Source organism: Alkalihalobacillus phoenicis, from assembly GCF_047302405.1.
Taxonomy (GTDB): domain Bacteria; phylum Bacillota; class Bacilli; order Bacillales; family Bacillaceae_D; genus Alkalihalobacillus.
Genome location: NZ_CP154853.1, coordinates 409,078 through 423,174, shown reverse-complemented (window position 1 = coordinate 423,174; position 14,097 = coordinate 409,078). Strand labels below are relative to the sequence as shown.

The window sequence follows — 14,097 nt, the reverse complement described above, 5'->3', positions numbered from 1 at the left end:
CCCTTTTGAGAAGGACTCTTCTCATCATTTATTTACTTTTTTCAACTTCTTCAATTTTGGATTGAATGTCCGCTACTTCTTTTTTGACTTTTTCAGAAATTTCGCCTTCTGCAGACTCAATTTCATTCGCTAAATCACTTGCTAAATCAGAAACATCGTCTTTGACTGTTTCAGCTTCTTTACGTACACTTGAAGCGACATCTTTTACTTTATCTACTACTTGAGATGACTGTTCAGATACCGTTGAAGCAATTTCACTTGATTTCTCTTTTGCATATTTTGCCCAGTCATTGCCTTTTTCGTAGGCATTCGTAGCAAATTCATTTGTTTTTTCCTTAGCAACATGGGCTTGTTCTGAAATATCGTGACGTAATTCTTTACCTGATTTAGGGGCTAATAGCAAGGCTGCTGAAGCACCTACAATTCCTCCGATTAACGATCCAATTAAAAAGTCTTTTGTATTCATCTCTGCCATGATTATTTCCTCCTTAAATGTTATCTTTCTCTTTTTTTCTTGCTTTTAATTTTTCATAAAAATCGATGGCAACTTGTCCCCATTGAACCACTTGTGCAATTTGCTCTGATTGTTGGTTTGTTTTAGTGACAATGGTATTTGAGACATGCTGGATCGATTGATTAACTTGTTGGAAAGAACTACCTAAATCTTTGACTGAAGCAAAGACTGGATCAAGGGATTCTGACTTTTGTTGGATGTCATCTGCTAATCGATTGGTACGATTTAACAGTTGTTCCGTTTCTTTTGTAATCCCATTCATTTGTTTTTCCACACTTGCCATTGTGGTAGCAACGTGCTCTAATGTTTTATTAGCAGACTTTAATGTTTTTATTAAATAAATGACCAAAATAGCAAAAGCGACTGCTATGATTAGGGCACTTATGTATACTAATGCGATCAAGTTTCCACCCCTTTCTAATTAATGTCATTCCCTTATCCGAAGAAATTAAACTTCTCATTTTCATCTTTGTTTATGCTATTTATTAATTATTCTACTTTTAAAAAGAGAATCCTTCCTTCAAATAGCCTATTTTACAAAGAATTATATCATTTTCTTAATTTAAAAATGAGTATACTTACCATCGTAACATAACTTAATTTTTGAATCATTGATAAATGTAAAAAAGCCGATCTCTTTTAAGACATCGGCTTCCTTATTCATGTTAATTAATCAAACTTTCATAGGCTTGCTGGTATTTTTGAATATCTCCAGCCCCCATAAATAATAATACGCTATCTGAAAATGTTCGAAGCTCATCCATCTCGTCATCTTTTATTAACTTCGCTCCTGGAATTTTATCTTGAAGATCTTGAATCGATAATTTTCCTGCATTTTCTCTGGCCGAACCGAAAATATCACATAAATAAACTTCATCTGCTTTAGATAATGATTCAGCAAACTCATTTAGAAAGGTTTTGGTTCTGGTAAACGTATGAGGTTGGAAAATCGCAACAACCTTTTTAGAAGGGTATTTATTTTTTGTTGCATTAATCGTCGCCGCAATTTCTGTTGGATGATGAGCATAATCGTCGATCAAAATTTGGTCCCCAATCACTTTTTCAGTAAAGCGCCTTTTCACACCAGAAAACGTCTTTAAATGTTTCTCGACTGTTTCAGCTGGAATGTTCTCATAATGACAAAGGGCGATAACAGCCAATGCATTTAAGACATTATGGTCACCAAAACCTGGGACCGTAAATGTACCATATAAATTATTTCTCACGTAAACATCAAAACGAATACCTACTTCTGTTCTTTCTAAATTTCTTGCTTGAAAATCGTTATCTGGATTAAAGCCATAAAAAACAACTGGGACATTAGCATGAATGCCTTGTAAATATTCATCATCCCCACAAGCGACAATGGCTTTGTTCACTTGCATCGCCATTTCTTGGAAGGCAGAAAAGACATCATCGACATTTTTGAAATAATCAGGATGATCAAAGTCAATATTTGTCATGAGGCAATAATCAGGGTTGTAATTAAGGAAATGACGACGATATTCACATGCTTCAAAAGCAAAATAAGTAGAATCCTCTGTTCCTTTTCCTGTTCCATCTCCAATTAAATAAGAGGTCGGTAAGCTTGCACCTAATACGTGAGATAATAAGCCAGTCGTGGATGTTTTTCCGTGTGAACCTGTAACAGCAATACTTGTGAATTTAGAAATAAAATCACCTAAAAACTGTGGGTAAGGATGGACATTGATTCCTAGCTCTTGTGCTTTTTTTATTTCGGGATGCTCCTCACCATATGCGGCTGAAGCTATTAACGTTTGCCCGTTTTGGATATTTTCAGGATTAAATGGAAGTAATGGGATTCCTTTTTTTTCAAGAGGTACTTGTGTAAAGAAATTTTTCTCTACATCTGAACCTTGAACATGTTCATTCATGTCATGTAAAATTTGTGCAAGTGCACTCATTCCAGACCCTTTTATTCCAATAAAATGATAAGTATTCATAGTTGGACCTCCAAAATCGTATCATTTAACTATTGTCCAATCAAAAACTTGCTAATTGGTAGCCCTATGTAAGCCATCGGTTAATTATAACAAATTCGACTTTGAGCACAAGTCTCTTTTTGGATCGGGCTACCTTGATTAAGTTCATTGGCTTCATTAGACTCATATTTTTTTGTTTATTTATTAAAAGTAGGGATGGTTAGGAATCATTGATTAACTATCTAGACTTTCAAAGCTTCATAATAACTCATTATATACGAGATTCATGACATTTGTGCGTCAATGGAACCGTCCCGCTTGAGCTTTGCCTTTTTAACAAACTTAACAATTAGTACCTACTATTCCCTATTTTAAACAATTTCATATCATCATCAAAAATTCTTTCCATCAACCAGCATATAAAAGCTGAGCACGTTTAACAAGTTACATTTTTATGTCGCTCATATAACAAATGCTTCTCATAAAAAATAGATAAATCGAACTGTGCTATAAGTTCACCAAAACGAAATGGGCATAGCTCATTCTCCGTTATTTTAATCATTTCCAATTACTTATTCCCCTTATTCAACTCCTGCGAGCATTTCCTCTAATTGAATGCCATCCATTAGAACATGCCTTGGTTTACTTCCTTGTGCTTCCGATACGACTCCCTTAGCTTCCATCAAGTCAATTAAGCGGGCTGCTCGATTATAACCGACTCGATAACGACGTTGAATACTAGAAGCCGAGGCTGAGCCATGATCAACCACAAAATAACAAGCTTCTTCAAATAATTCATCTTCTTGCTCTAAATGGTGTTCAATTTTTTCTAATTGAGCATTCTCAATTAAATAGTGTGGCTCACGTTGTTTTTTTACATAATCAATCACATCTTCAATTTCTTCATCGGATACAAAGGTTCCTTGGACACGAATAGGCTTTGGCGTGCCATTTTCATGAAACAGCATGTCTCCTTTTCCTAACAGTCGTTCCGCACCAGACATATCTAAAATGGTTCTAGAATCAGTTTGAGAAGAAACAGAGAACGCGACACGTGTTGGAATATTGGCTTTGATTAAACCCGTAATGACATCAACAGAAGGTCGTTGTGTCGCTAGTAATAAATGAATGCCACATGCTCTTGCTTTTTGTGCAATACGACAAATAGCATCCTCCACTTCCTGTGGCGAAACCATCATTAAATCTGCTAACTCATCAATAACAACCAACATATATGGTAAAGCCGGTTTTTCCTTTGATTCAGAGAAACGCTCATTATATCGACCTATATCTCGGACACCTTGTTGACTAAATAATTCATAACGTCGTTCCATTTCAGCAACGACCCATTTTAAAGCAACGGTTGCTTGTTTTGCGTCTGTAATAACAGGTGTTACGAGATGAGCTAAACCATTATAAGGAGCTAATTCAACCATTTTTGGATCAATCAGCATCAATTTCACTTCATCCGGAGTTGCTTTATAAAGTAAACTCACTAAAATTGAGTTAATACATACACTTTTACCTGAACCTGTTGCTCCGGCCACCATTCCATGAGGCATTTTCTTTAAATCCGTAACAATCGGCTGTCCTGATATATCTAAGCCCAATGCTACAGTTAAAGGTGAATCTGGTTGAATAAATTCTTTTCTTCTTAAAATCTCTCTTAAAAAGACTGGTTTTGACTTCCGATTAGGGACTTCAATTCCAATTGTGTTCTTTCCTGGAATCGGTGCCTCCATTCGAATATCCTTTGCCGCAAGGGAGAGCTTAATATCATCAGTTAAACTCGTCACCTTTGTCACTTTGACTCCTCTTGCTGGTTGGATCTCAAACCTCGTCACGGAAGGACCTTTTGTCATATGGACCACTTTTGCATCAACATTAAAACTATTTAACGTTTCTTCTAAAATATCAGCTTGTTCTTTTAACCAATCCGAATCATCTTCCGTTTCAACAGTAGGATATTTAAGCAGCTGAATGCTCGGCTTTTGGTATCCTTCTTTTTTAGCTTCTACTTTTTGACTAGCCACTGTTTCTGCTCCTGTTGACTTCGCTTGTTGATTTAATTTGCGATTATCATACGGTAACATCATCACATTAAACGGGATCTGGGATGTTGTTGATTCTTTTTTACGTTCCGATTGCGACTTCTTTGATTTGACATGTTCTGTTGTTTCTTTTTTTGCCTTTGTAGGAACGGTTAAATCCGATATTTCTTCTCCTTGAGTGTTTTCTACTATTAAAGATTCTTCTTGATTAGAAGATTGATACTGTAGTTCTCGTTCGACCGTCACGTTTTGCTTTGGCCTTGTTTCATGATTGATTTCTTCCCTTTCAAAAAAGGAAAACTCTTGCTCATTTTCTTGCTGAATGAGTGCTTCCCCAACAGGAAGTTCATCTTTTTTATTGTGAGAGTTTATTACTTCCTCTTCTTTCTCATTCGTTAGTTCATTCGCTTTTTCAATTCTATCTACTGTTGCCGCTATTTCCTTATCCAATAAATCATTTTCAGAGCATGGTTTCTCATTTTCATCTGGAAGTACCTCTTCTAGAGCTTCTTTATTAGCCAAAGATTTCTCAGTCCAGGACAACATCTCTGGTTCTTTATGTGTAGAGAAATCAACTTCATCCTCCGTCACCTTTAAATGAGCGTTTATCCTTAACGACTCAACCGGCTCCACTTTTTCTTCTTCTTTAACGAACGATTCTGTCTCTTGCCCCTTCTTTGTCGGATATGGATTAAATCCATATATAGGAGAAGGAACAACAGTTGGTTTAAAATGAGGGTTGTTAAATTTCTCCCTCGATTTCTTATCATCAACTTGTTCTGTTTCTTTTTCACGAGTTTCTTTCACTCGCTCTTCTTTAGAGACTTGTCTTCTTTTTAACTTCGGTTCTTTCTTTATGGCCTCTTGATGAGCTTTTTGTTTTGAAACATTGCTCGTTTGTTGTTGAAAAGGCGCTTTCGTCCTATTCGCGTCTTCAATTAAAGGAAAACGAAACTTGCCAGGTTTAGCATATTGGTATGTCATTTTCGGTTGTACAAATTCTTGATTTGGCTGATTTTGCTCGTTTTTATATGTAGGTCTAGCTCGATTTAATCGGGTTTCCTGAGCACGATTTTCCTTTTCCGCTGGATGAGCTTCATTTCCTCTCTCACCTTGTATTCCAAAAAAGTACTCGCGAAAACGCTCCAACCAAGTTTGAAATTTCGGCATTACATTCACTCACTTTCTTTACTAACACTCAGTCCGAATTGAGTAGAAAAAACCACTAGTACTCTAGTGGTTAGTTGCACTTACCAAGCCATTATTGTTCAAAAGGAGCTCCGACTACTACTGATTCATCTAAAACAAGAATTCCTTTTTCTTCTGGTGCATTTGGTAAATTAAGTTCTTTTGCTGAGCAGATCATCCCAGTTGATTCTACCCCGCGTAGTTTTGCTTTTTTTATTTTTAATCCACTCGGCATCACAGCACCAACACAAGCGACCACAACTTTTTGACCAGCTTCAACATTCGGTGCTCCGCAAACGATTTGTAAAGTTTCTGTTCCAATGTTTACTTGACAGACACTAAGCTTGTCTGCATTTTCATGCTTTTCTTTTGACTCCACATACCCAATCACAAATGGTATCTTTTCTTCAACTGTAAGAGCTTTTGAATCAATTTGATTTTCTTTAAAAGCTTTCTCAACCAACGCTTCTAACTCATTATTCCATTCTAATGGACCATTTCCATTAATCGTTCCGTAGTTGCTTGCATTAAAAATGTTATAACCTGAAACTTCTTTAGATTGCTTATGATAAATTCGAACAACATCTCCATGTTTTGAAAAGGCTCTGTCGTCTAATTGTAAATCATGTTTAAAAAGCAGAAGAGTATCTCCTACTCCATTTAAGTTGTAAAATGCATTCATTTATTAACTCCTTCTTCGCGTACTGCACTTGTTAATCCATTTGTTTCCTACGACATTATTGTACCATATTTACTTCTTCGTTGATGATGGGTCTTTAGGTTTTTTTTGAGCCAAGATGAATGTAGGTTCAAGTTCCCCATTTTCGTAAAGAAACGGTAATGCGGTAACAGGAATTCTACCTTCTTTAAAAAACTGTAGGGCAATTTGTGCTAGGACATCATAACCTGTATCATTTAAAATATCAGCAAAAATAAGAACATCTTGATGTGGAACAGCTAATGCTAGCTTCCCTTTTACCTTTTGCTCCATTTTATCTAATAATGACTGATCTAAAATGCGACTGGCATCATATCCATCTTTCGCACGCAAAAAGTAAAATGTATTTCCAGCCACCTGATCTTCATTTATTGGCTGCTCTAAGGAACGAATATTAAATAAAGCCATTTCTTTTATTTTCTCAGTTGATAAAGCCGCTTCGTTTATAACATCTTCATTAATTAACGTGTACGACTCTCCTAAGTCAAGGGCATAATAAATTCTCGTCTCAGCCGTATGCTCATGATAAATTAACTTTATCCCTTCTTTTGTTTCTGTCGGAAATGAAGTTGAACGAATAACTGGTAATATCTTCTTTTCATTCCCTTTTAATTGGACTTGCTGCTTCATCGAATGAAGACCGACTTCCACATAACGAACCACTTCATCAATCGAGTCAAATTCGCCTCTTTCCCATTTAGCTAGCAAAGGCTTCAGTGCTAGTGTTACACCTTTTTTGAGTTGTTTATCTTCTACTCTTAAAGTAGATTCTTTATGATCATATTGAATCGTCCAATCATCATGAACGAGTTTTTCTTCAATTTGTTTACGAAACTCTCTCATCTCCATAAAAATACCTCCCTTGAATATAAAGCGGAGCCTGTTCGCTTAGAAGCGAGAAAAAATTAGGGACGGCTTTTGAAGACGCTCTTTGTCTTCATAAAGACGAACCGATTTTTCTCGAGCTTCTAACAGGCGTAGCTAGATTGAATATAAAGCGGAGTCCGTTTGCTCAGAAGCGAGAAAAAATAAGAACAGCTGATGAAGACGCTCTTTGTCTTCACTCAGATGGGCGATTTTTCTCGAGCTTCTAACGGACGCAGCTAGATTGATTAAAAAGCGGAGTCCGTTTGCTCAGAAGCGAGAAAAAATAAGAACAGCTGATGAAGACGCTCTTTGTCTTCACTCAGATGGGCGATTTTTCTCGAGCTTCTAACGGACGCAGCTAGATTGATTAAAAAGCGGAGTCCGTTTGCTCAGAAGCGGGAAAAGAGTAGTTGGTTTACTCCGGCAGCTCCATGCCCTACGCGTTCCGCGGGTGAGTCGGGAGCCTCCTCGCTTAACGCTGTGGGGTCTCCCGTCCCTCACTATTCCCGCAGGAGTCTCCGGGCATTCCGCTTCCTCCGTTTTAGTTTCCCAAAAGCAATTCTACTCAACTTAATAGTGAATATTTGAATTTGTTTCTCTAACTTCACGTAGCTAGATTGATTAAAAAGCGAAGCCTGTTCGCTCAGAAGCGAGAAAAAATACTGGGCGACTTTTGAAGACGCTCTTTGTCTTCACTCAGATGGGCGATTTTTCTCGAGCTTCTAACGGACGTAGCTAGATTTCCGCTTTAGTTTAACATGATTTAAATCTTCTCACCAATTTCATGTTCTGTTTCTAATGAAAGAAGGTGCTTTATCCTCAAATCCGAATGAAAAAAGTCCGCTTATGTCAATAATGACCCAAACGGACTTCATGATAATTAAGGTACCTTAAACACTTTTCGCCTCAGCACGTGATAAAAATGCTTCGATTTCTTCTTGGGTTTTTCTGTCTTTACTGACAAAACGATCGACTTCTTTTCCACCTGCAAAGACAAGAAAGCTTGGAATTCCAAACACTTCTAATTCTCCACATAAATCAATAAATTGATCGCGATCTACATAATAATATGTAAACATTGGAAAATCTGCTTCGATTCTCGGTAATACCGGTTCAATAACACGACAATCGGGGCACCAATCTGCTGAAAATAAAAAGACGGCTGCTTCTGATTTTATTATTTCTTGAAATTGCTCAACACTTTGTAATTTTTCCATTTAATGTCTGCCTCCTAAGATTGATTAATCTTCATATCACCAAATTGAATTTTTCCAATCTTTCGTAACCATTCTGATAGTATCAAACTTATGATAGCTGGTGCAACTATCAATAATAGAATGATTATGATTAACGTCTCAAGAGTAAAGCCCATTTCTGTAAAAATCATAATTGGACCAACAAATCCACTCGTTCCCATCCCTGCCCCTGCAGGATTATTAATTAGACCGACCAAAAGTGTACTTATTGGTGCAAGAATGATACCGGCAACCGTCGGCGGAATCAAAATATAAGGATTTTTAATAATATTGGGCATTTGCAACATGGATGTACCTATTCCCAATGAAATTAAACCTGACCAGCGGTTTTCACGATAACTGCTCACAGCAAATCCAACCATTTGAGCCGCACAACCAACCGTCGCGGCCCCTGCTGCCAAACCTTCTAACTCAAGCATAATCGCTAGAGCTGCACTTGAGATTGGTGCAGTTAGAGCAAGGCCCATAATTGTGGCCACTAATATCCCCATTAATAAAGGTTGTTGTTCGGTTGCCCAAATAATCAAAGAACCTATTGATTGAAGACCTGTTTGTATCCAAGGGCCAACAAAACTAGCCGTGACAAACCCACTCAAAACCGTGACAAATGGTGTTAAAATAATGTCTAACTTCGTCTCTCCTGAAATTAATTTCCCTAGTTCAGTTGAAATAACAGCCGCAATAAAACTACCAGCTGGTCCTCCTAATGTCGCCCCTGCCGCTCCACTCACAACAGCTGCAAATAACACAAGCTTTGGTGCTTTCAAACTAAAAGCAACGGCCACCCCAATTGCAGGCCCCATTAAACCCATAGTCAGAACACCTAGCTCTTCTAAAAATAAAAAGAGTGTATATTCACCAAACAAATTTTGCAATTGTTCTGCCATCGTTTTAATGATGAGCCCAATAATAAGCGATGCAAAGAGACCAAGGGCCATATGACTCATCGCATTAATTAAATAATTATTCCAACTAAGCTTTATCTCTTTTTTAGCTAAAAAACTTTTCATCTCTATCCCCCCTCGTTATAAAGCGAAGCCTGTTCGGTCAGAAGCGAGAAAATTAAGGGTCAACGCTAAGTTCCCGCCATCCTGCCGCAACGCCTTGTATCCACGTCCTGTGGACAAGAACAGCTTATGAAGACGCTTTTTGTCTTCATAAAGACGAACGAATTTTTCTCGAGCTTCTAACAGGCGTAGCTAGATTGAATAAAAAGCGAAGCCTGTTCGCTCAGAAGCGAGAAAAAATACTGGGCGGCTTTTGAAGACGCTTTTTGTCTTCATAAAGACGAACGAATTTTTCTCGAGCTTCTAACAGGCGTAGCTAGATTGAATATACATCAACCTTACTCAACTATTTCATAAGACTGGATCATCTGAAGCAACTGTTCCGTATCTTCAACTAGATCATTGGCATTGGTTAGCTTCGTTAATTTGGCATTGCCTCTACCAACGGTTAATTCTACTTCGCGTTTATTTCCTTCTTGTTCCTTAACACTTAAGAAATAAGCGTTATCGGCTCTTTCTTCTATAAGTAAGAGTGTATGATCATCATACCTAATTTCCTGTTCTAACAATCTGCGGTCATCTGTCTCTGTTAAAGGCAAATAAAAAAAGACGATTAAGTCATCTCCATTCCCAATCACGATGTTATGATCTCGCTCCCGGACGACATCAAATAATTCAGGGACATAAATAGCTAATTGCTCTAACTCTACATTTGGTTCCATACTCTCTTGTTCTAACGAATCATAAAAGACTTGTTCAGCCTCTTCTAATGACTCCTCAATCGGAACCGAACAAGCTCCTAAAAGACTAATTAAAAGAATATAAAAGCATACTTCCTTAATAAAATGCAAAAAACTCACCTCAAAAATAGAGAAATAAATAACATGAAACGAACTGATCTTATCGTTTGTCCGGAAAAATGACAAGTGCGAATGTTATTAGTGTCTCTTTTTCGGTCTATCTCATTCGCACCGTAGGAGAAAAACCTTTATACTTAATTTGTGAACAAACTATTAAATGGAGGGATATTTAATTATGGAATTACTCGTCTATTTAGCTGGGGAAATACATTCACCTTGGAGAGAAGCTCTGAAAGAAAAGGCAAAACAATATGAATTACCACTTGTATTTAAAGGGCCTATGGAAAACCATGAGCGTTCGGATAATATTGGCGAAGAAATTATCGGCAAGCAGCCAAGCGCGATTTTAAAAGATGAAGCAGCATCAGCGATTAACAATTTACGCACTCAAATTTGGCTGAATAAAGCCGATGTTGTCATCGCACTCTTTGGAGAAGATTATAAACAATGGAATACAGCAATGGATGCCTCTACGGCTATCGCTTTAGGAAAACCCCTTATTCTCATTCGCCCAGAAAAATTGCACCACCCTTTAAAAGAACTATCAAATAAAGCACAAGTAACCGTTGAAACACCTGAACAAGCATTAAAAGCTTTATCGTACATCTTTGAATCTTAGTCAGAACACGATCCTCCATAAGATCCATAGCTAGACGAAAACAGGGCTGTCCCATTAAGTTTATCTTAATGGGACAGCTCATCACTACTTTCTTTATAAGTAACTTCTCTCAATGCTTCCACAGCTTAAGCTGGTGCTCATATTGTCCGTATAATAATTCAACAATATGTAGAAACATCGCTTTTCTTGTCACACGTCCAGCTGTAAAAACTCCAATGGCGCCTTCTTTTTTTCGAATATCATGATCATCTGTTAAGAATGCCATTACTTCTCCTAATTCTTTTCCTTTACGAAGCTCACTTGCGACATCAAAAGGTAAAGCAATTTTGGCCCCACTCGCAAGCCATATTTGTTCATGTGGTGTGACTAAGGCTCCCCAATTGCAAAGCATTAAGCCCCCAGAGGTCTCCGTTACGCCACCCTCAAGTCCAAAGGCAAGGTCAGCATTCGTCACTTCCAAAGCAGCTTTTGCCCTGTTAACGGCCCCCTCTACTGTCTCTTCATCACTAAACGGTTGTGAAGACACACCGGAAGGAGCATCAACACTTTCAACAGTCGCTTTCATTTTTAAAAAAACTTCTTGAACAGCATGCACTTTAGCGGGATTCTTTGTTCCTATGGCTATTTTCAAAACATGACACCCCAACTTCTCAACTGAATAAAGTCATTTATTTTGATAAGATTGAATTTAACATCGTTCGGTCACTTGATTTAACTAATTTAACTAACAATTCTTTTGCTGCTGCATAATCATCAATATGAATAATCGAGGCAGCTGTATGGATATACCTTGAACAAATTCCGATGACAGCAGAAGGAACACCATTTCCACTCGTATGAACTCGTCCAGCATCTGTTCCACCGGCTGAAATAAAGTATTGGTATGGAATATCATTCGATTCTGCCGTATCAAGAATAAACTCTCTCATCCCATGATGTGTCACCATCGTACGGTCAAGAATTCTTAATAAAGCTCCTTTACCTAAATGACCAAATGCATCTTTTCCTCCTGTCGCATCATTGGCAGGACTTGCATCAAGCGCATAAAACAAATCAGGTTTGATCATATTAGCAGCGGTTTGAGCCCCTCTTAAACCAACCTCTTCTTGTACCGTTGCACCTGAATATAAAATGTTAGGTAATGACTCATTTTTTAATTCTTTTAATAATTCAATAGATAAACCTACACCATAACGATTATCCCATGCTTTTGCTAAAATCTTCTTTTCATTAGCCATTGGTGTGAATGGACAAATAGGAACAATCTGCTGTCCTGGTTTGACACCAATTTTTAAAGCATCTGCTTTATCATCTGCCCCAATATCTATGTACATATTTTTTAATTCCATTGGTTTTGAACGTTTCGCTTCATCCAATAGATGAGGAGGGATTGAACCGATAACACCAATGACAGGACCTTCATCAGTCATAATTTGAACACGTTGTGCAAGAAGAACTTGGCTCCACCAACCACCTAATGTTTGAAATTGGATTAAACCCTTTTCATTAATTGAAGTAACCATGAATCCTACTTCATCCATATGACCAGCGACCATTACCGTCGGACCCGCTTCATCGCCTCTTTTGACTCCAAAAATACTCCCAAGCTTGTCCTGGACTATTTCATCTGTGTATTTTGATAGTTCTTCTTTTACAAATCGACGTACACCATGCTCAAAACCAGGTGCCCCTTGAAGCTCTGTTAAAGTTTTAAATAAAGACATCGTTTCTTGATTCATCCGTCCATTACTCCCTTCCAATTTCCAAACAAATTTATGACCGTTAATACAATCATCTCTTTACATATTCTATCTGAAAAAAGAAAATTTGACCACAATTGCTATTGTAAGCAATTGTTACCTTTCTTTTTTTTCGGTATACTTATAAAAAGAATATATTTAAATAAAAACCTTAATTAGTAAATGAACGGCAGGATTTCGCTTTTATGCCTTTAAAACGAAAGGAAGGTCAGCTAAATGAGTACAAAAAAATTTCTCGCAGGACTAGGCGTTGGATTAGTAGCAGGGTATTTCATTCGTGAATCATTAAATCAAGCTAATATCTCTCCAGAAAGAGCCTTAAAAAATGTCAAAAAACAAGCAGGTACCCATCACCAAATATCTGGCTCCTGGATACATATGGTACCTGAAACATTGCACCGTAATGAAATGACGTATGAGGTGTATATCGGAGGACTTTCAACCAAAACTGAATCAGGTATTGTCCAATATGATTTTGTCGTTGATACTAAAACAGGGACTATCATTGAGATGTCTAAAAACGAATAATTTTTAAAACTTCAAAACGATAAAAGGATTTCTAAAGACTGTATGCCTTAGAAATCCTTTTTATTATTTATCTCGATATTCAGCTTCACAACGATAAATTCGCATATTCTTTTCATGGAACCTTTGCTCATACTCCGTCATAATATTGCCTTCGATTCCACTTTTATGCAAATCCAAACTAACGTTATTTAAAATCATTCCATACTTAGAAAAGCTATGTAAGGAATATTCAAATAAGCCTTGATTATCTGTTTTAAAGTGGATCTCGCCACCTTTATTTAAGATTTTTTCATATTTATTTAAAAACGTTTTATACGTTAAACGACGTTTCTCATGTCGATTTTTCGGCCAAGGATCGGTAAAGTTAATAAATAGACGAGCTATTTCCCCTTCAGCAAAAAAAGATAAAAGCTCCTCAACATCTTCATTTAGAAATTTTACATTTGTTAATTCTGCCTCTTTTACTCTTTCCATCGCCGTTATAAGCACACTATCATACTTTTCTATACCGATAAAATTTATATGAGGGTGAGCCTGTCCCATTCCCGTTAAAAATTGACCTTTTCCTGTTCCTACTTCAACATAAATGGGGTTATCGTTGCCAAATACGGAACTCCATTTCCCTTTTAATTGTTCTGGTGCAGCCATCACGATATGAGGATGGTTCTCCATTTCTTCTTTTGCCCATGGTTTATGACGCAGACGCAAAATTCATCACCTCTTTATATTCACTCAAAACTGTATTATAGCTCTTTCTTGTAAAAATGTATATCTTCTTTTTAGATG

The 14,097-nt window shown here is 37.2% G+C and carries 15 protein-coding genes; 2 read left to right on the top strand and 13 right to left on the bottom strand.

The annotated features are described in order from the left end of the window. Positions 1–28 precede the first annotated feature (28 nt). From AA0017_RS01940 to AA0017_RS01895, 10 genes are all read right to left on the bottom strand, one after another. Complete coding sequence (locus AA0017_RS01940) at positions 29–475, bottom strand: YtxH domain-containing protein (RefSeq protein ID WP_413379009.1); 447 nt, start codon at positions 473–475, stop codon at positions 29–31. Between the two features lie 13 nt (positions 476–488). Further along, positions 489–917, bottom strand: a complete 429-nt coding sequence (locus tag AA0017_RS01935; RefSeq protein WP_003320992.1) for a DUF948 domain-containing protein — start codon at positions 915–917, stop codon at positions 489–491. A gap of 262 nt (positions 918–1,179) precedes the next feature. Beyond that, entirely contained in the window at positions 1,180–2,478 is a 1,299-nt protein-coding gene (gene murC / locus AA0017_RS01930; RefSeq protein WP_413379007.1) for a UDP-N-acetylmuramate--L-alanine ligase, read from the bottom strand. A 415-nt stretch (positions 2,479–2,893) separates the two neighbouring features. Further along, the gene (locus AA0017_RS01925) at positions 2,894–3,025 is read right to left on the bottom strand and encodes a hypothetical protein (RefSeq protein WP_413379005.1); all 132 of its coding nucleotides are present in this window, start codon (positions 3,023–3,025) and stop codon (positions 2,894–2,896) included. A 13-nt stretch (positions 3,026–3,038) separates the two neighbouring features. Continuing rightward, positions 3,039–5,678, bottom strand: coding sequence for a DNA translocase FtsK (locus AA0017_RS01920; protein ID WP_413379003.1), 2,640 nt, complete (start codon positions 5,676–5,678; stop codon positions 3,039–3,041). Positions 5,679–5,769: 91 nt separating this feature from the next. Continuing rightward, complete coding sequence (ytpR, locus tag AA0017_RS01915; RefSeq protein ID WP_413379001.1) at positions 5,770–6,378, bottom strand: YtpR family tRNA-binding protein; 609 nt, start codon at positions 6,376–6,378, stop codon at positions 5,770–5,772. A gap of 69 nt (positions 6,379–6,447) precedes the next feature. Further along, positions 6,448–7,263: a DUF1444 domain-containing protein gene (locus AA0017_RS01910; RefSeq protein ID WP_413378999.1), complete on the bottom strand. Its 816-nt coding sequence runs from the start codon at positions 7,261–7,263 to the stop codon at positions 6,448–6,450. 908 nt (positions 7,264–8,171) lie between these two features. Further along, positions 8,172–8,498 carry a thioredoxin family protein gene (locus AA0017_RS01905; RefSeq protein ID WP_413378997.1) on the bottom strand — a complete coding sequence of 109 codons (327 nt, stop codon included), beginning with the start codon at positions 8,496–8,498 and terminating at the stop codon, positions 8,172–8,174. Between the two features lie 14 nt (positions 8,499–8,512). Next, positions 8,513–9,547 (bottom strand): PTS transporter subunit IIC, encoded by a 1,035-nt coding sequence (locus AA0017_RS01900; RefSeq protein ID WP_413378995.1) that lies wholly within the window; start codon positions 9,545–9,547, stop codon positions 8,513–8,515. A 335-nt stretch (positions 9,548–9,882) separates the two neighbouring features. Next, complete coding sequence (locus tag AA0017_RS01895) at positions 9,883–10,395, bottom strand: hypothetical protein (protein WP_413378993.1); 513 nt, start codon at positions 10,393–10,395, stop codon at positions 9,883–9,885. Between the two features lie 184 nt (positions 10,396–10,579). On the opposite strand from AA0017_RS01895, the gene AA0017_RS01890 reads away from it, so the two are divergent. Next, positions 10,580–11,023, top strand: coding sequence for a YtoQ family protein (locus tag AA0017_RS01890; protein WP_413378991.1), 444 nt, complete (start codon positions 10,580–10,582; stop codon positions 11,021–11,023). A gap of 109 nt (positions 11,024–11,132) precedes the next feature. Here AA0017_RS01890 and AA0017_RS01885 read toward each other — a convergent pair whose 3' ends face one another. Next, positions 11,133–11,654, bottom strand: a complete 522-nt coding sequence (locus AA0017_RS01885; protein WP_413378989.1) for a DUF84 family protein — start codon at positions 11,652–11,654, stop codon at positions 11,133–11,135. Positions 11,655–11,691: 37 nt separating this feature from the next. Next, positions 11,692–12,762, bottom strand: a complete 1,071-nt coding sequence (locus AA0017_RS01880) for a M42 family metallopeptidase (protein WP_413378987.1) — start codon at positions 12,760–12,762, stop codon at positions 11,692–11,694. Positions 12,763–12,999: 237 nt separating this feature from the next. Between AA0017_RS01880 and AA0017_RS01875 the strand changes: the two genes are divergently transcribed. Next, positions 13,000–13,311: a PepSY domain-containing protein gene (locus AA0017_RS01875; RefSeq protein WP_413378985.1), complete on the top strand. Its 312-nt coding sequence runs from the start codon at positions 13,000–13,002 to the stop codon at positions 13,309–13,311. A gap of 63 nt (positions 13,312–13,374) precedes the next feature. On the opposite strand, the gene trmB is transcribed toward AA0017_RS01875, so the two are convergent. Then, a complete protein-coding gene (trmB, locus tag AA0017_RS01870; protein ID WP_413378983.1) occupies positions 13,375–14,019 on the bottom strand; it encodes a tRNA (guanosine(46)-N7)-methyltransferase TrmB in 645 nt (214 codons plus the stop codon). Positions 14,020–14,097 lie beyond the last annotated feature (78 nt).

What these genes read in the sequence shown, in the direction of transcription:
- ytpR (WP_413379001.1), bottom strand. Translation starts at nt 6,378, where the DNA reads ATGAATGCATTTTACAACTTAAATGGAGTAGGAGATACTCTTCTGCTT.
- AA0017_RS01910 (WP_413378999.1), bottom strand. Translation starts at nt 7,263, where the DNA reads ATGGAGATGAGAGAGTTTCGTAAACAAATTGAAGAAAAACTCGTTCAT.
- murC (WP_413379007.1), bottom strand. Translation starts at nt 2,478, where the DNA reads ATGAATACTTATCATTTTATTGGAATAAAAGGGTCTGGAATGAGTGCA.
- AA0017_RS01940 (WP_413379009.1), bottom strand. Translation starts at nt 475, where the DNA reads ATGGCAGAGATGAATACAAAAGACTTTTTAATTGGATCGTTAATCGGA.
- AA0017_RS01880 (WP_413378987.1), bottom strand. Translation starts at nt 12,762, where the DNA reads ATGAATCAAGAAACGATGTCTTTATTTAAAACTTTAACAGAGCTTCAA.
- AA0017_RS01900 (WP_413378995.1), bottom strand. Translation starts at nt 9,547, where the DNA reads ATGAAAAGTTTTTTAGCTAAAAAAGAGATAAAGCTTAGTTGGAATAAT.
- AA0017_RS01920 (WP_413379003.1), bottom strand. Translation starts at nt 5,678, where the DNA reads ATGCCGAAATTTCAAACTTGGTTGGAGCGTTTTCGCGAGTACTTTTTT.
- AA0017_RS01905 (WP_413378997.1), bottom strand. Translation starts at nt 8,498, where the DNA reads ATGGAAAAATTACAAAGTGTTGAGCAATTTCAAGAAATAATAAAATCA.
- AA0017_RS01875 (WP_413378985.1), top strand. Translation starts at nt 13,000, where the DNA reads ATGAGTACAAAAAAATTTCTCGCAGGACTAGGCGTTGGATTAGTAGCA.
- AA0017_RS01890 (WP_413378991.1), top strand. Translation starts at nt 10,580, where the DNA reads ATGGAATTACTCGTCTATTTAGCTGGGGAAATACATTCACCTTGGAGA.